This is a genomic window from Staphylococcus cornubiensis (genome assembly GCF_900183575.1).
GTDB lineage: Bacteria > Bacillota > Bacilli > Staphylococcales > Staphylococcaceae > Staphylococcus > Staphylococcus cornubiensis.
Map to the genome: position 1 here is coordinate 39,761 of NZ_FXUZ01000001.1, position 24,937 is coordinate 64,697.

A 24,937-nucleotide genomic window follows, 5' to 3' on the forward strand; every position below is an offset into this window, starting at 1 on the left:
TCAACAAATGTAACAGTTTAATCAAGCGTTAGTTGAAGGATCAGCCCTAGAACGCGAAGCCATGAGGGCAATCAAAAACATAATTCATAGCGAAAGGGCAAGCTAAACAAAATAATGTATTAATAACGTCAAATATTTCCTAGCCTTTATTTTACTCATGGATATATGATTGATTAATAATGATAAGACAGTAGAAAAATGAGGATAAATTGGACATAAAAATAGATGCTATTGATTTTCTACATTTCATAAACTTCCCGAATTGACTGAATTTGATGTAATATTGCCCAAGAGCTGAGCCTCCTAAAGGTCAAGTCCCTATGAATGAGAAGCCGTTAGGGCAGTTAAAACAACAAATCATAAGAGAGGGTAAGTTAAACAAAATGCTGTATCAATAGCATCAAAAATTTTTATGTCCTAGCTTATTCTTAACATTCTTCTTCTGTGATTGGATAAAAGAATTGCTCTAAATAAGAAGCGTGTGCACTTGACGATCCTGCAAGTGGTCGAACAGCTTCTTTTGAGAAATGTTCACGGAATGCAGAAGATTTTTTAAAGTCTTCATATGCTTTACGTGAAGAAAATCCAAAAAATACTTTGTAAATATTGCTTTGTAAAGGTTTTAATAATCGATAACTATTGAAACCATCGTATTCTTCTAAGTGAGGGAGATAATTTTCCAGTTTCTTTTCCAACTGATATTTATGATCTTCAGTCGTTGGTATAGATATCAATGCATGAAAATCATCACGTGATATTGCGCCTAAACGTGTTAAGACACGGAACTTTTTAGGTTGTTGAAAGATGGTCTCACTGTTTGTTTCCTCAATCATCACAGATTGTTCGTTTCCAGAAAAAATAAATAAGTCATGTGTTTCATTGTTGAGTTGGATTTGATTTAAATACCCGTAAGTACCATATGTGATATAAAATTTCATGGTGCTCTCCTCCTTGCTTCATTTATTATAAGTTTTTCTCACTTAAATAACCACTAAAAAATACTTAACGCTTCCTTAATTTAAACTCCTTTGTTCTTATATTATTTTAACTTAATTCAACTACAAACTATGGCCTAAACGTGTATAGATAAGGGCATGATATTCATATAACAACAGTAATGAACATGGTCTACATATCGATTGAATTGTACATTTTAAATTTTTATGACATTTGAGCGCGATACTGAGAGTTGGTAGACCTGATATGATATATTAATGAAGAATGACGTTGTTTAAGGAGGAACATATGGGTACGACAAAAAACGATACAATTTTGCGTGCGATTAAAGGAGAGGCAGTCTCTCATACCCCTGTATGGTTTATGAGGCAAGCGGGACGTTCACAACCGGAATATCGCAAATTAAAAGAAAAATATTCGCTTTTCGACATTACACATCAACCTGAATTATGTGCGTATGTAACTGCGCTACCGGTTGAACAATACAACACAGATGCAGCGGTATTATATAAAGATATTATGACACCTTTAAAATCTATCGGTGTAGACGTTGACATTAAGTCTGGCATTGGACCCGTGATTGCAAATCCAATTCGACAAATGTCCGATGTGGAAGCATTAGGACAAATCGATCCTGAGCGCGATGTTCCTTATGTTTTAGACACAATCAAATTATTGACAGAAGAAAAGCTAAATGTACCATTGATTGGTTTTACAGGTGCGCCATTCACTTTAGCCAGTTATATGATTGAAGGTGGTCCATCTAAAAACTACAATCAGACGAAAGCATTAATGTATAGCGATGAAGCGACATGGTTTAAATTGATGGACGTGTTGACGGATATGTCAATTCGTTATGTTGGTGCACAAGTTCAAGCGGGTGCACAGCTGATTCAAGTGTTTGATTCATGGGTAGGGGCATTGAATCAAGCAGATTATGATTACTATATTAAGCCATGTATGGAAAGGTTAATTTCAGGCATTAAAGCGTATCATGTACCAGTGATTATGTTTGGTGTCGGTGCAAGTCATTTAATAGACTCATGGAACGCTTTACCTATCGATGTGCTAGGGCTAGATTGGCGTACATCGATTCATGAAGCGCGAGAAAAAGGTGTGGTAAAGGCAGTACAGGGCAATTTAGATCCAAGTATTTTATTGGCACCTTGGGAAGTCATTGAAGCACGTTTGAAACCGATTTTAGATCAAGGTATGGCACATGGCCGTCACATTTTTAATTTAGGACATGGCGTCTTCCCTGAAGTCAAACCGGAAACATTAAAACGTGTCGCTCAATTTGTACATGACTATACAAAGCGTTAACATGCAAGAATCGAGTATATAAAGGACGGATTAAAGATGAAAAAACAAATAGGATTATTAGTGATGGCTTACGGTACACCTTATCAAAAGAGTGATATCGAACCGTACTATACTGACATTAGACACGGTAGAAAGCCATCAGAAGAAGAGTTGAATGACCTCATTTCACGCTATGAGGCGATTGGGGGGCTGTCGCCATTAGCAGGTACGACTGAACGTCAGGCAGAAGCAATTGCTAAAGCGTTAAATGAGACCTATGATGATGTCGAATTCAAGTTGTATATCGGATTGAAACACATTCATCCGTTTATTGAAGATGCTGTCACAAAAATGCATGAAGATGGCATTAAAGAAGCAGTTACTGTCGTTTTAGCACCACATTTTTCTAATTTCTCAATAGCATCGTATAATCGTCGTGCTAAAGAAAAAGCAGATACGTATGGTATTCAGTTGCATCATGTTCAACATTATTATCAACAGCAACCATTTATCGATTATTGGACAATGCGTGTCAACGAAACTTTAGAAAACATTCCTAAAGAAGAACATTCAAAAACAGTACTCATCGTATCAGCGCACAGTTTGCCTGAAAAAATGATTAAAGAAAGTAATGATCCGTATCCATTTGAATTAGAAGACACAGCACGCTTAATTCAAGAGCAGTCAGCCATTGAGCATGTCGCTGTGGGATGGCAATCAGAAGGCAATACAGGTACACCGTGGTTAGGACCTGATGTGCAAGATTTAACACGAGACCTCTTTGAACAAGAAGGTTACCAACATTTCATTTATACACCAGTCGGCTTTGTCGCAGAGCATTTAGAGGTGTTATACGATAATGACTATGAATGTAAAGTGGTATGTGATGAGGTAGGCGCGACATATCATCGTCCACCTATGCCAGACACACATCCTTTATTTATTGGTGCCATTGTTAACGAAATTACAAAAATATTCCCGAAAGCGTGAGAAACATGACAAATGTAGCAATCATTGGTGCGGGTATTACGGGGTTAGCGAGTGCTTATTTTATTAAACAAACATATCCGCATGTTGATGTAACGATTTATGAAGCAACAAATCGTCCTGGTGGCAAAATTAAAACGATACAACGCGATGGCTATACGATTGAACTTGGACCAGAATCCTATTTAGGACGTAAGACAATCATGACAGAAGTGGCGAAAGCAGTCGGGATGACCGATGATGATATCGTTACGAATGAAACAGGTCAGTCTTATATTTTTGCCAATGATACTTTATATCCAATTCCTGGTGGTGCAATTCTAGGTGTTCCGACTGATATTAAACCTTTTATGTCGACGAAACTGATCTCAATGAAAGGCAAGTTACGTGCATTAAAAGACGTAACGATGAAACCGATTGAGATGGAAAATGACGACATGTCGGTAGGAGAATTTTTTAGAACACGCCTTGGTGATGAAGTACTCGAAAATTTAATAGAACCTTTACTCAGCGGTATATATGGGACAGACATTGATCAATTAAGTTTGATGAGTACTTTTCCAAACTTTAAAGCATTAGAAGAAACGCACGGCAGTATCATTAAAGGGATGCAACACGTCAAAAAGGAACGCCAACAACAGGCGCAACATAATCAACAAGGCCCACAAGGACAATTTAAGCAGTTTAGAAATGGCTTAAATGACTTTGTGAACAAGCTTGAAACATGGCTTAAAGCGCATGATGTGACATTTTATTATGACTCACCGGTTAGCGATTTAATTGGCACGCAAAAAGGATACTATGTCGAGCTACAAGATGATACACGTACATTTTATGATGGTGTGATTGTAGCGACACCGCATCAAGTGTTTAGAGAATGGTTTAGCAGAGACCCAATGTTCGACTATTTTTCACAATTAGAAGCATCCTCTGTTGCTACGATTGTCTTTGCGTTTGATGAAGCGAATATTGAAAATACGTATGATGGTACAGGATTTGTGATAGCAAGAACGAGCAAGACAGATATTACAGCTTGTACTTGGACAACAAAAAAATGGCCACATACGACGCCTGAAGGTAAGGTGCTCATTCGTGCTTACATCGGTAAACAAGGTGACAATATCGTTAATGAAAAAACTGATGAAGAATTGATTGAAATCGCTAAAAATGACTTACAACAAATGATGACTTTTCACGGTGAACCCGACTTTACTATCGTGAATAAAATGCCATACGCGAGTCCTCAATATCACGTTGGACACATTGGTCGAATTAAAGCGATACAACAACATATTTGTGACAATTATCAGCATTTACAAATTACAGGTGCACCGTTTGAAGCGGTAGGGTTACCCGACTGTATTCGTCAGGCCGAAACAGCTGCCAAACAATTACTGTCACGAATCGGATAAATAATATTAAAAAAAGCTGCGGATGAACACACTGCAGCTTTTTTAGTGTTTTATCACAGAACATCAAGTATGTATATCATTTTATGAACGAGTAAGTGCGACTGGCTAAATCGTTTTAAACGGATAAAAAATGCTGTCGTTTGAGTTAACCTAAATCTAAATATAATGTTTAAAGTTTTGTGATAGTGCTCTATTATTTGACGATTTTTAAAATTTATGTTTTCAAATTGATATGTCTATTTATGATATGATAATAATGTTGAAACTATAGAAAGAAGGAGTATCATATCATGACAAAACTATATATTGTGCACGGTTACCAAGCCGATGCATCCAATCATTGGTTCCCATGGTTAAAGCAAACTCTTGAAATTGAAGGTCATGATGTTGAAATATTAAATTTGCCTAATTCACATGAACCAAATGTCGAAGAGTGGTTAACATACATGTATCAAACAATTCCTAAAGTCGATGCGGATACCATTTTCGTTGCACATAGTTTAGGTGTCATTACAACTTTGAAATTTTTAAACGATCTTGATGTGTCACAAGTAGGGGGCTTAGCCATTGTATCTGGCTTCAAAGATAAACTAGAAGGGATAGAAGCGTTGGATGCGTTTGTTCAACAAGACATCGATTTTGAGCAGCTCAAGACTAAAATCATTAAACGTTTTGGAATTGCTTCTAAAACAGATGAGGTCGTACCATATACGCTAACAGCTGAATTATGTAAAGCCATTGATGCTAAATTCTATCTTCAAGAAGAGGGTGGCCATTTTCTCGAAAAAGATGGTTATGATACATTTCTGTTTTTAAGAAATAAAATATTAAAGAATTTTGATTAAAAATATGACAAATTCGTAAATCTATACCAATTCGCTTGCTTTTTTAGGTTAGCCTAAATATAATGTAGGTGTAGGATACAATTCTACATAATATTTGTATTCTCCTAATCATGTTTAAGATTCCATTTACTCTCAAGGTCCTCCTTTCGCCTTGAGAGTCTTTTTTTGTACTTTAAGTTGTCGATGTAAGAAGCGTTATTGATATTGTTTTTATAAATAGGGGAGAAGTTATTTCATCACTTTAGGTAAGTTTTTACTTAAAAGTATCTAAATTACACATATTTTTAATGGGAACATGTTGACGTTTTTAATCGATAAATATATACTTAAAAAGTCCTTTACAGTTCTAATGTTTTGGCTCCTTGGTCAAGCGGTTAAGACACCGCCCTTTCACGGCGGTAACACGGGTTCGAGTCCCGTAGGAGTCATCACCACATTTTTAATTTGAAATTTTTATTTTAAAAAAATTAAAAAATTGTTGACATTAGATTGATGATTTGTTATGATAATTAAGTAAGTGATTTACAAATACTATTATCGCGGGATGGAGCAGTTCGGTAGCTCGTCGGGCTCATAACCCGAAGGTCGGTGGTTCAAATCCGCCTCCCGCAATATTTTTAAGTGGTCCCGTAGTGGAGCGGTTTAACACGCCTGCCTGTCACGCAGGAGATCGCGGGTTCGATTCCCGTCGGGACCGCCATTATTAAAATGGTTCAGTAGCTCAGTCGGTAGAGCAAAGGACTGAAAATCCTTGTGTCGGCGGTTCGATTCCGTCCTGAACCACTTCTTAAATCACGGCGGTTGTGGCGAAGTGGTTAACGCATCGGATTGTGGTTCCGACATTCGTGGGTTCGATTCCCATCAACCGCCTATATCGTTTATTTTTCATGCGGGTGTAGTTTAATGGCAAAACCTCAGCCTTCCAAGCTGATGTTGTGGGTTCGATTCCCATCACCCGCTCCATTATTATTCCACAGTAGCTCAGTGGTAGAGCTATCGGCTGTTAACCGATCGGTCGTAGGTTCGAGTCCTACCTGTGGAGCCATGGCCCCTTGGTCAAGCGGTTAAGACACCGCCCTTTCACGGCGGTAACACGGGTTCGAGTCCCGTAGGGGTCATATAATCAGAAGTGAAATATCGCTTCTGATTTTTTATATTTTATAAAGTGGAGAGTTGTCCGAGTTGGCCGAAGGAGCACGCCTGGAAAGTGTGTAGGCGCCAAAAGCGTCTCGAGGGTTCGAATCCCTTGCTCTCCGTAAAGAGCCGAAAAAGTTTAAACTACTTTTTCGGTGTTTTTTATTTTGAGGCTCAAAACTCAGTCATATCAAGGGTTTGAGGTTACTCCGAGAATTTCACAGAAAACTAAATTTAACTATACTGAACTTAGTTTTTAAAATTTTTGGTCACAATGTGGCTGATTGAAGGTGCCAAAAACACAAATTTAGTCACAAGATTTGAGTCGTTTAGTCACAAGGAATCAATCACGTAATTTTTTCAACAATATACATAAAAAATAAAGCACTTAGTCCAGAAAAATATGGATTAAGTGCTTTTTTATATTAATAGCCAGTGAATCAACATTAGAACAGTAGTTTGTCATTGACTTACTCATTAGTTCACATTTTAAATCACTTCTTACGCTGTTGCAGGTATCATCTAATCTCTAACAATGTACTTGTGCCAGCATACAAGATTACTTTTATCAATTATAAATAACGATTTAAATTTAATATACCTAGACAAAATGTTGGTGTCACTATAAAATAAAGTGGTGAGAAAGTTAGATAGATGGTGGCTATCTTAGTATAAAGAGAGGTGATGCTTATGAGTGCATCAACAAAATCTTTAGAAAGGAGAAGCCTTAATGATGAGTATTGCAGATGCACTAATGATTATGATAGGGTTCAGTTCATTAACTGTATCTATCATTCATTTAGTGGTCACAATCAATAAAAAATCACAAAAAAATAACCATCACTAACTTTGGGAATCAGTTTGATGGTTATTTAAAAACTATTAAAAAATGTCCACCGTCTTTTTAACGGTCTCACTAAGGCAATACACTTCATGTGTGTTGCCTTTTCTATTTATAAATTAACATATACGCTTCATTTTGTCTAATACATTAGAATAATCAATAGAAAACAGTTTTCTAGAACAAACATTCTGGTATATTGACATGCATCTATATATAAAGGTAACTTTCGATGAACTAGAATGAATAGTTGGGTAAGTTGGATGGACAATGAAGTCAGTGCGAAGAAAGATAGTATGTATTGATACTTGATCATTATGAACAAAATAAGTATATACGGAACACGTTATATAGAGTCTAACTATATAAAAGAACTTACTATATTTGTGTAAATATAATATAATGGTGATGTTATAAAGGAGGGGCACGTAATGCGTTTACTAACTATAGTAATGATTTATGGTTTGTATGTGTTGCTGGAATCAAATAGAAAGCGTACTGATGGTGTTGGTCGTTACAACAATTTAGTTATTTAAAATTGCAATTTTGAGGAGATGGGTGAGTTTAAAGTTAATGGCGATTTGATAGATCGGCAGCTAAAGGAGAGTTTGACACTAGGCAGAGAAGAAAATGTTAGAGCCAAGAATTGATTGAAAAAATGGGGAAAAATTTTTAGTGATGTCGAGTATGCATCATAGGCATTATTTCAAATCGTACATTTGACTAAACAGGGCAAAGTGGGAAATAAATTGGTAATTACTAGTTTAAGTGTATGGTGATTTTTATGAAAAAAAGTTTAATATTAAGTGTTAAAAATAGAGACGTTGTAGTCCTATTAATGATTTTGCTTATATCAACATTAACAGGCACGTTCATTCAATTTTTAAAAGGAGACATTTTCCAAAATGCTATTGAATTGAAATTCAACCATATGAGCCTATTGATTATATTTTTGGGATTCACAATACTTTTTGAAGTGTTGTTTTACTATATTGAATGGTTGTACGAAAATAAATTGATTAAAGCAGCTTTGGCTAAACAAAAAATTAATGTTGGAAAAACACTACTCAATTTAAAGCATTACAAAGATATAGAAAATATTAAAGAAAATAATTTGAATAAACTGACAAATATTATTGATAGTTTAGAATACAGTTACTATAAGGCATTTTTTGATGTACTGTATTTATTATTTAGAGTACTATTCGTGTCGGTTGCCCTTATATATATCAATATTTATATAGGGCTCATAGTGATTATAATGATGTTTCTTCCACTACTAATCACAAAATTATTTAAAAACAAACTTGCTCACTTAGAAGAGAAATTGTATGAACATAAAGGTGTGAATTTAAAATTTTATAAAAACTTGATGGATAATTTGAAGTATATAAAAGTATTCGAATTAAGAGAGCATTTTTATAGAAAATTCATAACTAATGTGGAAGAAGAAAAAAAGAGTTGGGCAACATCTAAGAATTATCAGGTTACTTTAAATGCTGCATATTCATTAAGTTCATACTTATCGCACTTTATAGTATTAACCATTGCAATTTATTTAGTTTATAAAAATGCTATTCATCCAGGTACAGTAATCACATTATTAGGATTAGTGGATCAATTGAGCATGCCTATACTTAGCCTTTCAAGGAATATAAATAGTATTAATAGCACAAAGAAACTAAGAAGCCAATTATTTAGCGATTATAATTCAATTGATGATTGTGAACTAGAAACGATAGGCTTTAAAAATCAAATACATGCGAAGGGTTTAGAACTGAATATTAAAAATTGTAATTTGGCTTATAAAGACTTAGAATTTCACAAGAATAAAAAGCATTTAATTATAGGAAGAAGTGGTATAGGTAAATCAATTTTTATTGAGGCACTTCTAGGATTGAGTCCAATTGAGGCGGGTGTCATTCAATATGATGATAAACAAATTAATGAACATACGAATTCATTGAAAAAAACATCATATATCATGACTGAAAATGTTTTGTTTGATGAATCTGTACTATACAATATCACATTTAATAAAGACGCGACTGAAAAGCAATATGTGTTTATTAACAAACTATTGCCAGATAAAATCATTTTCGAAAAGAATATAGATAAATTATCAAGTGGTGAAAAAAGAAGGGTATTGCTGCTAAGGGGACTATTGTCAGATAAAGAAACATTAGTTTTTGATGAACCGACCTCAAATTTAGATGAAAGAACAAGTCAGGTATTTTGGGATTTACTCATGGCAATTAACAATAAGACAGTCATCATCATTTCGCATAATACACCACAAGATGTTTATAAGAAATTTGATTATATCTTTGATTTTTCAGATTATGTTGATAGAAAAGATATTATATAATATGAAATTATTAGATTTAAATTCCGAACATATGAGTAACAATGTGTTCGAGATAAAAAAATTAGAGGGTGCTGTTGTTCCTTTCAAAGTACTAATAGGAATTAGAAATACTATCAAATTTAAAAAAGAATTAAAAACTTACTTTTTAACATAAATTTAAAATAAAAGTACTAGCTAAAATCAACGTTAGAGCTTCAAATGGCGCCTTAAAGGTGTTAGACATCTAGGGGGTGAGCGCATGAATCATCTAGCAATTAAATTAGAAAATGTGAAATTTTCGTATGGTACTAAAGAGCTTATTGCAATCAAAACGTTAGCAGCCTATAACAACGAAAGGATAGCCATTGTAGGAAAGAACGGTTCAGGTAAAACGACACTTTTAAAACTGATCCATGGTATTATCACTGCTCATGAAGGGACTATCAAGAAATATATTAAAATGACATATATTCCTCAAATTGAATATGATGAATTGTCAGTAGATACTCATACATTAGATTTTGAGTTGCTTTCAAAATTTCATGTTCCAGATATTACAATGACACACTTAAGTGGGGGAGAAAAACGTAAGCTCCTTTTAACAGAAGGTCTTTCTCATTATAGTGAAGGTTTATTATTAGATGAACCCACGACCCATATGGACTATAAAGGGAAAAATCAGTTAAAATCTATTCTAAATTATCATTATGGCTTAGTGATAGTTGTGAGTCACGATAGAGATTTTATCAATGAACTTGCAACTCAAATATGGGAAATTGAAGATGGCCAAATTAATGTATATTTAGGGAACTATGACGATTATATGCAACAGAAGAATGAAATGTTAGAAGCTGTTAAAAATGAAAATGATAAGAAAGAAAAAGAAAGGGAAAAACTGCAAAAATCTTTAGAAGAAAAAAGAAAGAAAGCAGAAAGTATTGAAAAAATAAGCAAAAAACAGAAAAAACGTCATATTAAACCGAATCGTTTAGCAGCCTCAAAACAAAAAGATACCGTACAGAAAAGTATCTTTAAAAATGCCAAAAATATTGAGAAAAGAATAGAGAATATTGGAGAGGACTTAAAAATTGTGGAGCTTCCTCAAATTGAGTTTCCTACTGTAAAAAGTTTGGAAATGCATAAAAGGTTTCCTATTATGGGCGAAGATATCACACTCACAATCGGCGATAAACGAATTTTTAACCGTCTTAGCTTCCAATTTGAAAAAGGCGAAAAAATAGCGATTATAGGTGATAATGGTACGGGTAAAACCTCACTTCTCAACTATATAATTAGAAATGACGAAGGAATGACGATTTCTAAAAATGCTAAAATTAAAGTATATGAACAAATGGATTATATCTTGGATGACAATCAAACACTGATTAAGTATCTTGAAGAGAAAAGTGATTATGAAAACAACTTGATTAAATCGGTTCTTTTAAACCTTGGATTTAGCCAACTCGAAATCAATACGAAAAAAATGAATGAATTAAGTGGGGGAGAAGCGACTAAATTCAGTATTGCCAAATTATTATTAGAACCCTCCAACGTATTAATTTTAGATGAACCTACGAATTTTATGGATATTTATACGATAGAAGCGCTTGAAAATCTTTTAATCAGTTATAAAGGCACAGTCATCTTTACAACACATGATCAAGCCTTTGTCGATAAAGTAGCGACACAAGTTTGGGAGATTAAAAATAGACAGCTAAAAAGAATTTAAACGCAAGTCTAAGTAGAAAATCACTTGTTCCTAAGACCATACTGTAAAGTTTAATGCTTTTGGTAGCGTAAAAAGTGATTTTTATACGCGTGCAATGGGAATAAAAGAAAGCTAAAGCTAAAATACACCCCATCAAGTGAGAAGCTGTGTCTCGCTTTTGGGGTGTATTTCTAAAAGTATAGATGACTGTTAAAACTAATGAATGTTATGTAGCGTTTTTCTCATGAGTTTTTGTGTCAATGAGATTTACTGTATGTGCTTTCCAATCTACCTCATAAATTGAAGTAAATGTCGCTGCTCTTTGATCTTTATAGTTCGCACCTGTCCAGTAGAATCCAGTCCAGTAATTTGTGTAATTATCTAAGTCTCTTTGGTAAGTGACTGCGATTTTTGTTTTTTGAGCATCACTCGGTTTATGTGACAATACACTTAAAAATTCAGGATTAAAATTTCCTCTCGCTAACACTGGCATTTGATGTGTTGGTAGGAAGTTTTGACCTGCGTTTAATTTACTTTGTCTGCCACCTAAAAATAGTTCATTACCATAAATTTCATGGTAGCTATCTCGGCCATATGGTCCCCAAGTGCCATTCATGATTTTATGGGCTTCAACATTCCAACCAACTGTTTTGTTGTCAGTGTGTCTATCGATTGTTGTTCTATAACTTTCTTGTTTATAATTAATTGTTTCTGAAAATGACTCATTTCCATTTATGCCACCTGATAAACCTCTTGAGATACTAATATCTCCACCAAAAGAGTAGCCCAGCGTATTTTGAACTTGAAAGTCCTCATTTTGATTTTTAGGTGCATAGTCTACAACATTGACGCCTTTTGAACCTGCTTTGACTAAGACAGTATATTTTGCACCCCAATAAAAGTTTGAAAATTTATAATCGTTGGGGTTGGGCGCTTGGTAGCCTGAGTTAATATTACCCGCAGCTTTTAAGATGAGTGTATCTTTATCGTAGCTGTTATCTTCAATAAAATTAAAAGTTAACAGTTGAGAAATGTTTAATTTATCAGAATCTGAAGTTGCAGTCGTTTTGTATAAAGTGATTTTATCGTCTACTTTTTCTTTAGATACAGGTGAAATTTGATTGGCAGCATAAACGGAATTAGAAAATAACATAAATGCCACTGATGTTGCTGTAACGGCTTTTAACAATTTATTCATTTTCATGTTAATTATGCCCCTTTACTTTAATTTCGTGTGTTTTCCAGTTGACTTCATATTTAGTCACAAGATTTCTATTCACTAATGCATTATAACGTCTATCCGCAAATATACCAGTTTGTGGGAAGAACGTTGCGTAAGTGATATCTAGGTTACGACCATATGAAATTTCGAATTCACTTGTGTCGCCTTTATCTTTTTCATGAGATACAGTCGCGATAAATGATGGGTTAAAACCACTTTTAATTAGAGGTGGTAAGTATTCATCTGATACAAAGAAGTCTCTCGCTTTAGGACCGATTGGACTTCTTACAAACAAGTGATTTTCATATGCAGATATTGGCCCATCTTCTGATTGGAATGCATTTGCTCTAACTGCCCAGTTAATATTTTTTGAATTTTGTTGAACGACTTCACTAATGAAATTTTGTTGGTTATAGCTAATTTTCTTTGCATAGTTAAATGTGCCTTTACCGCCAAGTGATGGGGCACTTTGGAAGTTACCACCAATCGTATAACCTAACGTTTCGCTTACATCTATTGTTTCGATCTTATTTTTAGGAAGATAGTTAATTAAAGAAACGTTAGGGTCATTTGTTTTGAAAGCAATATTATATTGGAAAGGCCAAATCATTCTTTTTACTGCTTCATATCCTTTTCCTTTTATATCCGTGAAGCTTGTTCTCGATTTGATAAACCCTTGCATTTTAACAATTAATGCATCTTTGTTATATTTCGGGTCTTTAACAAAGTCGAATTGAATGTTTTGAGTCGCACCCCATTTTTTGCTACTTACATCTTCTGTTCTTTTAATGACTTGTGCACCTTCGCCGATCTCTTCTATATTGCTTGCGGCTTTAGCTTCTTCACTATGGGGGGCAATCAATGGAAGAACTAAGCTTATAGATAGTGTTGCGGCTAATAATTTGTTTTTTACCATAAGAACCACTTTCTTTCTCTATATACTTTTGATGCAATTTCATAATAATATATTTTTTATCAATTTAAAATTAACTATTTATTAAAAGAGAGATGAGTAAAAATGTATAAATTACAGACACATTTTGTGCAATTTGTTATGAAAACCCGTTCGTTTATGTTAATCGAAAATTTGGTTGTGTCACTCAGGTGCGCTATGATCAGTATATGAGAATAGGGAAAATAAAGAGTTGAAAAATTTTACGAACAAATAGTTTAACCATTTTTATAAAGTTCGTTTTTTAAAACTGATACATTATTTGTGATTCTATTAACTATTTATTAACTCTGTATATTTTTAACATTTGATTGTCATATTTTTTTGAGATAGGGATTATTAATGTAGTTATTTTAATTTTCTTATTATCGAATATTATTTTAGATAACTATTCGCAAACAATACGTTATAATACATATGATATACTCGAAATAATTGGATAAAATACAAAGGTGTAGTGGCAAGCGTTTTTTAAAAGGAGCATCAATATGGTAAAAAAGGTTTATTTTGTGAGACATGCGACGAGGGATCATACGGTTAAGAAGGATACTGCCCCGTTATCAGAAAAGGGTAGACAAGAGGCACAAAGTCTTGTGGCTTGGTTTGAAGGGAAGTGTATCGAAACCATATACTCAAGTCCATATGCGCGTACAATTGAAACGGTGGTACCGCTTGCACGTACTGTCAACATAGATATTCAAGTAGTAGACGATTTGAGAGAACGTGTCATCGGTGAATGGGTGGATGATTTTGATACATATGCTGCCGAACAATGGAGAAATTTTGATTATCGATTACATGGTGGAGAGTCGTTGAAACAAGTGCAACAACGAATTCTACCGTCATTTCAGGATATTTTGTCACAGGTGAAAGGCGAGACGATTGTCATCAGTGGTCATGGCACGTCACTTGCTGTGCTCTTTCATGCATTGACGGATGGGGCTTTTACTTATGAACAATTTCAGCAGATGACGATGCCAGATGTTTATACTTATGACGTTGAATCAAAAGAGTTAAAGCAAATCTACTCGAGTAGATGAGTGTTTCTAATTGAATATTTTTATGCGCGAACAGTCCAGTGATGTACATGTTTTTTGTACATATATTGGACTTTTTCTTTTATCACAATAGGCATAAACTGAGAACGAGTAAGCGTTTACACATTTGAAAGGAGTGCATAACTTTGAATCATATTAATGAAGTAACAAAGGAAAAGTGGATTTTGAATACTTTTCCGGAATGGGGCACTTGGCTCAACGAAGAAATAGAAAATGAGGTCGTGGAAGAAAATACTTTTGCAATGTGGTGGTTAGGTTGTACAGGGATCTGGTTGAAATCTCACGAGAACACGAATATTTTGTGCGATATGTGGTGTGGAACAGGTAAGCGTACACAAAAAGTTGGAAAAATGAAAAAAGGTCATCAAATGCAACGAATGAGTGGTTGTCAAAACTTACAACCTAATTTAAGAGCACAACCTTTTGTCATTGATCCATTTGAAATTAAAAATGTGGATGCGTTAGTTGTGACGCACATTCATTCCGACCATTTAGATATCAATACGGCAGCTGCAGTGATGCAAAACACAAATGAAGATGTGCCGTTTATCGGTCCTCAAGAAGTGGTCAACACATGGAAAAAATGGGGGGTGCCGGAAGAGCGTTGTATCGTCGTTCGTCCTGGTGATTCCGTCCAAGTAAAAAGTGTAGAAATTCAAGTGTTGGAAGCGTTTGACCGTACAGCACTCGTGACAGCAGATCCATCTGTAACATTAAAAGGAAAGTTACCTGTTGATATGGATGAAATCGCTGTGAACTATTTATTCAAAACATCAGGCGGCTCACTGTATCACGCGGGTGATTCACATTATTCGAATACGTTTGCAAAACATGGTAATGAGCATGATGTCAATGTTGTCATTGGGGCTTTTGGTGAAAATCCAAGAGGTATTACGGATAAGGTAACTTCAGTGGATATGCTCCGAATGGCAGAAAGTTTAAAAGCAGACGTTGTTATTCCAGTGCACCATGACATTTGGACGAATTTCCAAGCAGATCCTAAAGAGTTGTTATTACTATGGGAGTTTAAACGAAAAGTATTGAAATATCAATTTAAGCCTTACATTTGGCAAGTTGGTGGTAAATTTGTATTCCCTAAAGATAAAGATGATTTAGAGTATCATTACCCACGCGGTTTTGATGATGTATTCTCTACAGATACTGATTTACCGTTCCCATCATTTTTATAGGCAGTATGCATAATAGGAGGGAATGACATGCAAATATTTATGAATGGGTTTACGTGGTTTAGTAACAACATTTTATCTAAACCAGAATTTTTCATAGGCATCATTGTATTTATTGGTTACGCATTATTGAAAAAGAAACTTTATGAATGTTTTGCGGGCTTTATTAAGGCAACAGTGGGCTACATGATTTTAACGGTAGGTGCTGGAGGATTAGTAGCAACTTTCCGACCGATTCTTGCAGGTTTAGGGGAACGTTTTGGTTTGAAAGCGGCTGTGATTGACCCTTACTTCGGTTTAAATGCGGTAGATGGTGCATTGAAATCGATTGGTTTAACGACGTCATACACGATGCTTGCGCTACTCGTCGGCTTTTTACTCAACATCGCTGTCGTATTGCTACGTAAGTTTACAAAAATTAGAACGTTATTTATTACTGGGCACGTGATGGTCCAACAAGCTTCAACAGTAACTTGGATTATTTTCTTAGCATTTCCAGAGTATCGTAACTTTGTAGGTGCAATTTTAGTCGGTATTATTGTAGGGCTTTATTGGGCTGTAGGTTCAAACTTAACTGTAGGTCCAACGCAACGTTTGACGAATCATTCAGGTTTTGCGATTGGTCACCAACAGATGTTTGCGATTTGGTTAGTGGACAAAATTGCGCCAAAAATCGGCAATAAAGAGAAGAACCTGGATAATATTAAACTGCCTAAATGGTTGTCTATTTTCCATGATAATATCGTTGCGACGGGGACATTAATGTTACTCTTCTTTGGTACAATTTTAGTCATTTTAGGTGAAGATTTCTTACGTCACTTAGATCCTAAAAAGTTTCCAGAGACGTTATCTTTTGCGACATATGTGATTTCAAGTTCACTATCGTTTGCAGTGTACCTTGCTATTTTAATGATGGGTGTACGGATGTTCGTTGCAGAATTAACGCAGTCTTTCCAAGGTATTTCGAACAAGATTTTACCAGGTTCATTACCAGCTGTAGACTGTGCGGCATCTTACAACTTCACACCTCAAAATGCGATTCTATTTGGTTTTATTTTCGGCTCTATTGGACAATTTTTAACGATTCTCGGTTTACTCGTGTTCCATTCGCCAGTATTGATTATTACTGGATTCGTTCCTGTATTCTTTGACAATGCGACGATTGCAGTATTTGCCAATAAAGTCGGTGGTACAAGGGCAGCTATGATTTGTTCGTTTATATCCGGTATATGTCAAGTAGGCATAGGGGCGATTGCAGTCGTCATTTTCCAATTGTACAAATTTGGAGGATGGCACGGCAATATTGACTTTGAATTGATTTGGCCAGGCTTTGGTGCGTTGATGCAACATTTTGGTTTGATTGGTTATGTGGCGATTGTCATTATTTTATTAATCATTCCACAATTACAATATCGTCGTGCAAAAGATAAAGCCGCATATGATACAGGTTTTGAATAAGATGAAGAAATGAGGGAAATATGATGTTAAAAATTTTAGCAGCTTGTGGAAATGGTATGGGTAGTTCGATGGTCATTAAGATGAAAATTGAGAAATGTTTGCGTGAATTAAATGTGAGTGATTTTGTTGTCGATTATTGTAGTGTCGGCGAAGCGAAGTCCCAAGCAAGTAGCTACGATGTTGTATTTGCGAGTAAACATTTGATTCACGAGTTAGAAGGGCGTACTTCTAGCAAATTGCTCGGACTGGAAAATTTAATGGATGATAATGAAATTAAAGAGAATTTAAAAACTGTCATTTAAAGGTGATGTATGATGTTATCGTTTAAAGAAAGCTTAATTACAGAAAATTCGATTTTGTTAAACCAACATGCAGACTCATGGGAAGAAGCGGTGCGTATTGCTACACGTCCATTAGTTGAAAGTGAAGCGGTGAAGCCAGAATATGTTGATGCGATTATTAAAAGTACACATCATTATGGTCCTTATTACTTATTAATGGAAGGCATGGCTATGCCACATGCACGACCTGAAGATGGCGTGAATAGAAATGCCTTCTCATTGGTGACATTTGATACACCGATTCCATTTTCTGATGGTAAGCCTGCACAAGTCTTTGTCGTACTTGCAGCCACATCTGCAGAAATTCACACGAGTATTGCGATACCTCAAATTGTCGCGGTTTTTGAAATTGAAAACATCATTGAAAAATTAACTTCGGCAACATCGGTAGAGGACGTATTAACCATTATTGATCATGCCGACATGAGTCAGTATATATAAAATTGGAGGTCTAGCCATGGGATTACCGTTATTACAAATTGCTTTAGATAATCAAAATATTCCAGATGCGATTACAACGATTCAGGAACTCGGTGATGTCGTTGATGTTGTGGAAGTGGGAACGATTTTATGTTTACAAGAAGGAAAGTCAGCAATTGAAGTGATGCGTGCGCTTTATCCGGATAAATGTATCTTAGCCGATACGAAATGTGCAGATGCAGGTAAAACAGTTGCTCAAAACTGTAAAGATGCAGGCGCAAACTGGATGACTGTTATTTGTTCAGCAACGTTACCGACAATGGTTGCTGCAAGAAAAGTGATGGATGATTTACAAGTTGAACTTTACGGAGATTGGACGTTTGAGCAAGCGCAACAATGGTTGGACAATGATATTCAACAAGTCGTCTACCATCAAAGTAGAGATGCATTGTTAGCAGGTGAAACTTGGTCGGATACAGACTTAGATAAAATTCGTAAACTGATTGAGATGGGCTTTAAAGTGTCTGTCACAGGTGGTTTAGAGCTTGATACGATTGAAAAGTTTAAAGGCTTGGATGTTTATGCATTTATCGCGGGTCGCAGTTTAAGGGAAGCAGCCTCACCACATCAAGCGGCATTGGACTTTAAAGCGGAAATTCAAAGGGTGTTTGGTTAAATGATTTATTTAGGTATCTATGAAAAAGCATTACCCAACGAAGTCGACGTTGAAACGCAATTAAAAATGGCTGCGGACTTAGGCTTCCAATTTTATGAGTTATCGATTGATGAAACAGATGAACGTTTGGCACGTCTAGACTGGGGACAAGACAGAATTAAATCAATAGTAAATGCACAACTCGACACAGGGGTTGCTATTCAAAGTATGTGTCTAAGTGGCCATCGCCGTTTTCCATTTGGTTCAGCCGATCCAATGAAAAGAGAAGAAGCGATGCGCATCATGAAAAAAGCCGTTCATTTAGCACATCAACTCGGTATTCGTGTGATTCAGTTAGCAGGCTATGATGTATATTATGAAACAAAAACAGCAGCATCAAGACAATACTTTATTGAAGGTGTTCGCGAAGCATTAAATATTGCTGCAGAAAAGCAAATTATACTCGCAATCGAAATTATGGATGATCCTTTTATGTCGAGTTTAACGAAATATATGGCTATTAAAGAAGAAATTCAACATCCTTTATTGAAAGTGTACCCAGATATCGGTAATTTGTCAGCTTGGCCTGAAAACAATGTGAAGGAAGAATTGACATTGGCGGCTCAAGAAATTGTGGCGGTTCATTTAAAAGATACACATGCAGTGACCGATACTTTCGAAGGCCAGTTTAAAAATGTGCCTTTTGGAGAAGGATGTGTCGATTTTGTGAATGCATTTCGTGATTTAGATGCATTAAATTATCGTGGTCCATTTTTAATTGAGATGTGGTCAGAAAATGCTACTAACCCGCTAGCCGAAGTTCAAAAAGCTAAAAACTTTATTATGGAACAATTAAAAGAGAGTGGTGCATATCAACATGAATGATGCAATTTTAAAACAACATGTTTATGAAGCGAATATGCAATTACCTAAAAATAATTTGGTAAAATTGACTTGGGGAAATGTAAGTGTGATTGACCGTGAAAAAGGCGTCATTTGTATTAAACCAAGTGGTGTACCATATAAAAAAATGCGACCTGAAGATATGGTGATAACAGATTTAGATGGAAACCCTTTTGACAATCAATTAAAACCGTCGTCAGATTTGGCTACACATGTCTACTTATATCAACATATGGAGAACATTCAAAGTATTGTCCATACACATTCGCTACATGCAGTGGCATATGCACAAGCGGGACGAGATATTCCTGCTTACGGCACAACACATGCAGATACTTTCTATGGGCCTGTACCTTGTACAAGAAGTTTGACTGAAGAAGAAGTAGCGACGGATTATGAGTTGAATACAGGTAAAGTCATTGTCGAAACATTTCAAGAAAAGCAGATTGATCCGACAGCGATACCTGCAGTGATTGTGAATCAACATGGTCCATTTATTTTTGGTTCATCTTTAAAGAAAGCGGTAGAACATACCATTATATTAGAAGAAGTTGCTGAAATGGCAATGAAATCAGAAGCATTAAAGAAAGATCTTGGTGAAATAGATGCATTTCTATTAGACAAGCATTATTTTAGAAAACACGGTTCAACTGCTTATTACGGGCAGTAAAGCACTTAAGTCATTCCTTTTCACATTTAAAGTCTGATTGATATTGAAGGAAGTGTGATTTCTGATGGTTGATTTCGATAAAAAATTGTTGTGTTTTTTAGATTACTTTAAAAAGCGACAAAAATTTAAAAGTGTAAGTCAAACTGCGAAGGCCATTGGTGTGTCGCGGCGGATGATTTATTACTATATCAACAAATTGAATGACATTTTAAAGTTGTCAAGCATGTCCCCGATATCAAAAGATGATGAAGGATACTTTTATATCGAACCGTTACAAGCAACAGTCATTGAAACTTATTTTCATCATAAAGCATCCACGACAAATTATATTTTTAAGAGGGAAGAGCGAATTATTTTGATAGCATCCGCTATTTTGTTAAGTCAGAAAGTGCTCAGAGTGAAAACGTTTGAAGACTATTTTGATGTGAGCAAAAATACAGTCATTAGCGACCTAAATGAAGTGAAAAAATGGTTGGCGCGCTATCAAATCCCTCTTTTAAATGATAAAAAACAAGGGTACTATGTGGATACAGTGGTTAATTTTGAACGTAATGTGATTTATGAAATGATTAAAATGATAGAAATTGAAGATTTTCATGCCTTATTTGAAAGTTTGCTCACATTTAATCAAGAGGCTTGTTTGATTCACCAGTATCAGTCATTTGAATATGAATTTTATCGCGCATTTGATCAGTATGAACATATGTTACATAAAAAAATATCACTATCCAATAAACGCATTTTATGTCGCTGTTTATTTTTAACTTTAATCTTTCATTCTGAGCGACCTATTGCATTGGAAAATCATCAGCGACAAATGATAGAGAAACGTTTAGAATATTATATTAGTCAACAGTTAGTCGAAAAGTTGAAAGATAATATGCCAACGATATCGATCGAAGTGCATTTTATTGCGATACAACTGCTCTGTATTAGTAAAGACTATGATTTTTATTATGACAGTGAGAGTTTTAAAGATTTGATGTGTATTAGTGAAATGTTTATTGATGCATTTGAACGTCAAACGGATATTCATTTTAACGATAGGGCGGTATTTATCGAGCTGATTCAGACGTTGATGAAGGTGGTCTATTACAGGCAATTTTTTGGTTATGCCGATCGTTGTAATGTGTTGGGAGAGGCTGACAAGGAAATTATGAATTGGTCAAAATTGACGGCACAAATTATGGAACAACTGTCACAAACTGAACAATTTCAACAAAAGTTTAAGCGGCCATTAAGTGTATCTGATTTATCGGAGTTTGCGTATGCGATTCAATCGTTATATGTTGAACATCAAACACCTGAACATCATATGGATATTATCGTTGTGACGAATATTTCAAAAGTGGAACAACGCATATTGTATACAAAATTGAACGACTTGTTGCCTATTGGACATTTTCACGGTCCTTATTCAGAACGTGAGGCAACTTTATTATCTCAAAATTTTGATTTATGCATTACTACTTCTACGTATTACAATCATCCGAATTGCCAAACGATACATATCCATAAATATTTGACTTTAAAAGATTATGAGACGCTTTATCAGTTGAAACAATACCGATTATCATTACAACAACGTAAATCTGAAATATTTCAAATTATCGATAATGAACAGTTGTCGAAAGAGGAAAAATTTAAATATATTGAGCAGTTATACGAAACGAAAATGCGATTACAAAAGGAAATGTAGTAATTGTGTGAAACAACTAAATGATGTTGATTTGAAGTGTGAACAACGACTTTACCGAAAAGTGAAGTTTCGTTGTTTTTTTATGTTGAATGGGATGGGCGTTTTTATACGATGCAAGTTTATGTGATAAGGTCTATAATAGATATAATGAATCTTTGTTTTTGGGGGGACACATATGGAACACTGGCTCGTTCAACAGGCCAAACAGCATCCAGACAAAATTGCAATACAAACACTTAACGAGGCCATCACATTTAAAACATTATTGGATCGTGCAACATTAAAAGGGGCACAGTTACAACAGTTACAACGTGGACGTCTCGGTTTATATTTAAATAATTCTTTAGAAGCAGCTATTTTAATTCATGCGGCTTGGTTATACGATATTGAAATCGCGCTCATTAATAATCGTTTGACAGCGTTTGAAATTGATCGACAAATGGCCTCTATTGGCGTTGATTTGATTGTGAGTACAGCGCATCAAACGCTAGACACTTCAATACGTGTCATACAGTCAGACGATTTAGAAATGCCGACTACAGATCCTGGTTTTTCAGTCGATATGTATGAATTTCATGAGCAACATATTGCTTCGATTATGTTCACTTCAGGTACGACTGGCCCTCAAAAAGCGGTGCCACAAACATTCGAAAACCATCGTATGAGTGCGGCATCGTGCAAAGAAAGTCTCGGTTTTTCGCATAATTCGAAATGGCTTGCGGTCTTACCGATTTATCATATTTCCGGATTGAGTATCTTATTAAGAAGTGTACAGTATGGTTTTACCGTCTTCTTACTCGAAAAATTTAACACAACAACAGTGATGGAACTGTTTCAAACTGAAGGCATTACACACGTCTCTTTAGTGCCGATTACATTAATGCGACTCATGGAACAAGGACTTAACCATCCTTACCATTTGGAGAAGATTTTGTTAGGAGGTGCGAAACTCGACGGGCAATTTATTCGTCAAGCACTAGACCGTCACCTACCGATATATAATTCATTTGGTATGACGGAAACATGTTCGCAATTTTTAACTGCTGATCCGACCATGTTACAACAAAATCCAAATACTGTAGGGCGTGCAAGTTCAGAAATTGCGCTCAAAGTTGTCTCACCCGATGCCAATGGTCACGGTGAACTTTATGTTAAAGGGGGCAACGTGATGAAAGGCTATTTATATCCTGAAAATATGGACAATGTTTTCGATGAGGAAGGCTATTTCAAAACTGGAGATATTGCAAGTGTGGATGATCAAGGAGACGTCGTTATCTATGATCGTCGTAAAGATTTGATTATTAGTGGTGGAGAAAATATTTATCCTTACGAAATTGAGTCTGTCGCTAAGTCTCACCCTAATATTGCTGATGCGATGTGTACGGCTGTTGCGGATACGGCATGGGGTCAACGTCCCATCTTGTATGTCGTCGCACGTCAATGGGTGACGGATATTGAGTCATTTCTTGAAGCGCGTTTAGCCAAATACAAGTTACCTGTGCACATTTATTTTGTTGAGGCTCTACCTTATACGAGCACTGGAAAGCTCCAGCGACGGATGTTAAATGAGGGATAGCGATGCAATTAATAGACATGCAATTTTATTTTTATGAACCAGCTTTTATTCATCCGATTCAAACGCCGAAAGTACAGATGACGCATCGTAAAACATTATTTGTGAAATGGACAGATGACAAGGGGCAGACATGGTTTGGAGAGTGTAATGCGTTTGACACAGCTTGGTATCATGATGAGACGATTTCCGATGTAATCAATGTATTAAAATCATGGTTTGAAAAGGTGCGCGGGGTAGAGATGACGTCTTATGAAGCAGCACAACAATGTGTAGCAACGTTAGACCCTTATCCAGCTGCACGTGCGACGGTAATCATGGCATTATATCAAATGTTTCACAACCTTGAATCCTTTCATGTGCCGATGACATTGACAATTAATGGGGACTTTACCCAACGGATGATGCGCGTCGATGGTGTCGGTCGTATTAAAATTAAATGGACGTCACAAGTTATGGAACAAGTTCAAATGTTAGCGACGATGTATCCCGATATTCCAATTTCTACCGATGCGAATCAGACGTTAACAATGGCGGATATTGTGACGTTAAAGCGATTAAAACCATATCTTGCATTTATTGAAGAGCCGTTTGAATCATTAAACGTCGAAGCGGATTATACAGCATTCCCACCTATTGCGCTCGATGAACATGCGACAAGTCTGGCGGCAATACAATCTTTAGTACAAAACGCTCATATTCAAACTGTCGTACTTAAACCTTTTCGTTTAGGTGGCATCGATCGTGTGTTAGAAGCGATGAAAGTGCTGCAGGATAAAGGCGTTCGAGTCGTTATTGGAGGGATGTATGAATGTGGTTTAAGTCGTTATTTTACAGCGTGGCTCAGTCAATGGAGTGATTATGCTGGAGATGTCACACCGGAAGGATTTTATTTTGAGCAAGATGTCACAGATAATGTAGGACGATTGCACGACGGACAGTTATATTTCGAACCGCCCGTAGTGAATCAATCTTTATTATCTTCTTTATGATGATGAGATGATTTTTTTAATGGTACAGGATCAAAGCCACCTTTATGGAACGGATGACATTTTAAAATGCGTTTCAATCCGAGCCAGCTGCCTTTAAGCGCACCGTGGACTTGAATAGCTTCTAATGTATAATTGGAACAAGTTGGATAAAAACGACACGAAGGCGGTGTCAATGGTGAAATGAAGCGCTGGTAAAAACGGATGGCATAGATAAACAGTGTTTTCATAATAGAATCCTCCTTCAATCAATCATATTGTAACACAGAAAGAAAGG

22 protein-coding genes and 9 tRNA genes are annotated in these 24,937 nt (G+C 35.7%); 27 read left to right on the forward strand and 4 right to left on the reverse strand.

The window, feature by feature from the left end; all coding sequences use genetic code 11:
• Positions 1–428: 428 nt before the first annotated feature.
• Complete coding sequence (locus tag CCE82_RS00305; protein WP_086427457.1) at positions 429–938, reverse strand: antibiotic biosynthesis monooxygenase family protein; 510 nt, start codon at positions 936–938, stop codon at positions 429–431.
• 307 nt (positions 939–1,245) lie between these two features.
• Here CCE82_RS00305 and hemE point away from each other — a divergent pair, with 307 nt between their 5' ends.
• From hemE to abc-f, 16 genes are all read left to right on the forward strand, one after another.
• On the forward strand, positions 1,246–2,280 hold the full coding sequence (gene hemE, locus CCE82_RS00310; RefSeq protein ID WP_086427458.1) for a uroporphyrinogen decarboxylase: 1,035 nt from the start codon (positions 1,246–1,248) through the stop codon (positions 2,278–2,280).
• Positions 2,281–2,316: 36 nt separating this feature from the next.
• Entirely contained in the window at positions 2,317–3,249 is a 933-nt protein-coding gene (gene hemH, locus CCE82_RS00315; RefSeq protein ID WP_086427459.1) for a ferrochelatase, read from the forward strand.
• Between the two features lie 5 nt (positions 3,250–3,254).
• On the forward strand, positions 3,255–4,658 hold the full coding sequence (gene hemY / locus CCE82_RS00320; RefSeq protein ID WP_086427460.1) for a protoporphyrinogen oxidase: 1,404 nt from the start codon (positions 3,255–3,257) through the stop codon (positions 4,656–4,658).
• A gap of 290 nt (positions 4,659–4,948) precedes the next feature.
• Positions 4,949–5,503, forward strand: coding sequence for an RBBP9/YdeN family alpha/beta hydrolase (locus CCE82_RS00325; RefSeq protein ID WP_086427461.1), 555 nt, complete (start codon positions 4,949–4,951; stop codon positions 5,501–5,503).
• 356 nt (positions 5,504–5,859) lie between these two features.
• Positions 5,860–5,931, forward strand: a tRNA-Glu gene (locus CCE82_RS00330).
• Between the two features lie 110 nt (positions 5,932–6,041).
• Positions 6,042–6,115: transfer RNA gene (locus CCE82_RS00335), tRNA-Met, on the forward strand.
• Between the two features lie 11 nt (positions 6,116–6,126).
• Positions 6,127–6,203: transfer RNA gene (locus CCE82_RS00340), tRNA-Asp, on the forward strand.
• Between the two features lie 10 nt (positions 6,204–6,213).
• Positions 6,214–6,286 (forward strand) — tRNA-Phe (locus tag CCE82_RS00345).
• Between the two features lie 14 nt (positions 6,287–6,300).
• Positions 6,301–6,373: transfer RNA gene (locus CCE82_RS00350), tRNA-His, on the forward strand.
• A gap of 19 nt (positions 6,374–6,392) precedes the next feature.
• A tRNA-Gly gene (locus tag CCE82_RS00355) sits at positions 6,393–6,466 on the forward strand.
• Positions 6,467–6,473: 7 nt separating this feature from the next.
• A tRNA-Asn gene (locus tag CCE82_RS00360) sits at positions 6,474–6,548 on the forward strand.
• Between the two features lies 1 nt (position 6,549).
• Positions 6,550–6,621 (forward strand) — tRNA-Glu (locus CCE82_RS00365).
• A 49-nt stretch (positions 6,622–6,670) separates the two neighbouring features.
• Positions 6,671–6,759 (forward strand) — tRNA-Ser (locus tag CCE82_RS00370).
• A 608-nt stretch (positions 6,760–7,367) separates the two neighbouring features.
• Positions 7,368–7,484 carry a putative holin-like toxin gene (locus CCE82_RS13215; RefSeq protein WP_240507127.1) on the forward strand — a complete coding sequence of 39 codons (117 nt, stop codon included), beginning with the start codon at positions 7,368–7,370 and terminating at the stop codon, positions 7,482–7,484.
• 778 nt (positions 7,485–8,262) lie between these two features.
• Positions 8,263–9,846, forward strand: a complete 1,584-nt coding sequence (locus tag CCE82_RS00375; protein ID WP_159454512.1) for an ATP-binding cassette domain-containing protein — start codon at positions 8,263–8,265, stop codon at positions 9,844–9,846.
• Between the two features lie 238 nt (positions 9,847–10,084).
• Positions 10,085–11,554, forward strand: a complete 1,470-nt coding sequence (abc-f, locus tag CCE82_RS00380; protein WP_086427463.1) for a ribosomal protection-like ABC-F family protein — start codon at positions 10,085–10,087, stop codon at positions 11,552–11,554.
• Positions 11,555–11,759: 205 nt separating this feature from the next.
• On the opposite strand, the gene CCE82_RS00385 is transcribed toward abc-f, so the two are convergent.
• On the reverse strand, positions 11,760–12,737 hold the full coding sequence (locus CCE82_RS00385) for a leukocidin/hemolysin toxin family protein (protein WP_086427464.1): 978 nt from the start codon (positions 12,735–12,737) through the stop codon (positions 11,760–11,762).
• 1 nt (position 12,738) lies between these two features.
• On the reverse strand, positions 12,739–13,671 hold the full coding sequence (locus CCE82_RS00390) for a beta-channel forming cytolysin (RefSeq protein WP_086427465.1): 933 nt from the start codon (positions 13,669–13,671) through the stop codon (positions 12,739–12,741).
• Positions 13,672–14,195: 524 nt separating this feature from the next.
• On the opposite strand from CCE82_RS00390, the gene CCE82_RS00395 reads away from it, so the two are divergent.
• The 11 genes from CCE82_RS00395 (at position 14,196) to menC (ending at position 24,663) form a co-directional block, all read left to right on the forward strand.
• On the forward strand, positions 14,196–14,747 hold the full coding sequence (locus CCE82_RS00395) for a histidine phosphatase family protein (protein ID WP_086427466.1): 552 nt from the start codon (positions 14,196–14,198) through the stop codon (positions 14,745–14,747).
• Positions 14,748–14,890: 143 nt separating this feature from the next.
• Positions 14,891–15,955, forward strand: coding sequence for an L-ascorbate 6-phosphate lactonase (gene ulaG / locus CCE82_RS00400; RefSeq protein ID WP_086427467.1), 1,065 nt, complete (start codon positions 14,891–14,893; stop codon positions 15,953–15,955).
• 27 nt (positions 15,956–15,982) lie between these two features.
• Positions 15,983–17,410, forward strand: coding sequence for a PTS ascorbate transporter subunit IIC (locus tag CCE82_RS00405; protein WP_086427468.1), 1,428 nt, complete (start codon positions 15,983–15,985; stop codon positions 17,408–17,410).
• A gap of 23 nt (positions 17,411–17,433) precedes the next feature.
• Positions 17,434–17,712, forward strand: coding sequence for a PTS sugar transporter subunit IIB (locus tag CCE82_RS00410; RefSeq protein WP_086427469.1), 279 nt, complete (start codon positions 17,434–17,436; stop codon positions 17,710–17,712).
• A gap of 12 nt (positions 17,713–17,724) precedes the next feature.
• Positions 17,725–18,192 carry a PTS sugar transporter subunit IIA gene (locus tag CCE82_RS00415; RefSeq protein ID WP_086427470.1) on the forward strand — a complete coding sequence of 156 codons (468 nt, stop codon included), beginning with the start codon at positions 17,725–17,727 and terminating at the stop codon, positions 18,190–18,192.
• Positions 18,193–18,208: 16 nt separating this feature from the next.
• Positions 18,209–18,847: a 3-keto-L-gulonate-6-phosphate decarboxylase UlaD gene (locus tag CCE82_RS00420; protein WP_086427471.1), complete on the forward strand. Its 639-nt coding sequence runs from the start codon at positions 18,209–18,211 to the stop codon at positions 18,845–18,847.
• Positions 18,848–19,711, forward strand: a complete 864-nt coding sequence (locus CCE82_RS00425; RefSeq protein WP_086427472.1) for an L-ribulose-5-phosphate 3-epimerase — start codon at positions 18,848–18,850, stop codon at positions 19,709–19,711.
• A complete protein-coding gene (locus CCE82_RS00430; protein ID WP_086427473.1) occupies positions 19,704–20,399 on the forward strand; it encodes an L-ribulose-5-phosphate 4-epimerase in 696 nt (231 codons plus the stop codon). Before CCE82_RS00425 ends, CCE82_RS00430 begins: the two co-directional genes overlap by 8 nt.
• A 64-nt stretch (positions 20,400–20,463) precedes the next feature.
• Positions 20,464–22,098: a BglG family transcription antiterminator gene (locus CCE82_RS00435; RefSeq protein ID WP_086427474.1), complete on the forward strand. Its 1,635-nt coding sequence runs from the start codon at positions 20,464–20,466 to the stop codon at positions 22,096–22,098.
• A 175-nt stretch (positions 22,099–22,273) separates the two neighbouring features.
• Positions 22,274–23,674: an o-succinylbenzoate--CoA ligase gene (menE, locus tag CCE82_RS00440; protein ID WP_086427475.1), complete on the forward strand. Its 1,401-nt coding sequence runs from the start codon at positions 22,274–22,276 to the stop codon at positions 23,672–23,674.
• 2 nt (positions 23,675–23,676) lie between these two features.
• On the forward strand, positions 23,677–24,663 hold the full coding sequence (menC, locus tag CCE82_RS00445; RefSeq protein WP_086427476.1) for an o-succinylbenzoate synthase: 987 nt from the start codon (positions 23,677–23,679) through the stop codon (positions 24,661–24,663).
• Here menC and yidD read toward each other — a convergent pair.
• Positions 24,639–24,890 (reverse strand): membrane protein insertion efficiency factor YidD, encoded by a 252-nt coding sequence (gene yidD / locus CCE82_RS00450; RefSeq protein ID WP_086427477.1) that lies wholly within the window; start codon positions 24,888–24,890, stop codon positions 24,639–24,641. The genes menC and yidD overlap by 25 nt on opposite strands.
• Positions 24,891–24,937 lie beyond the last annotated feature (47 nt).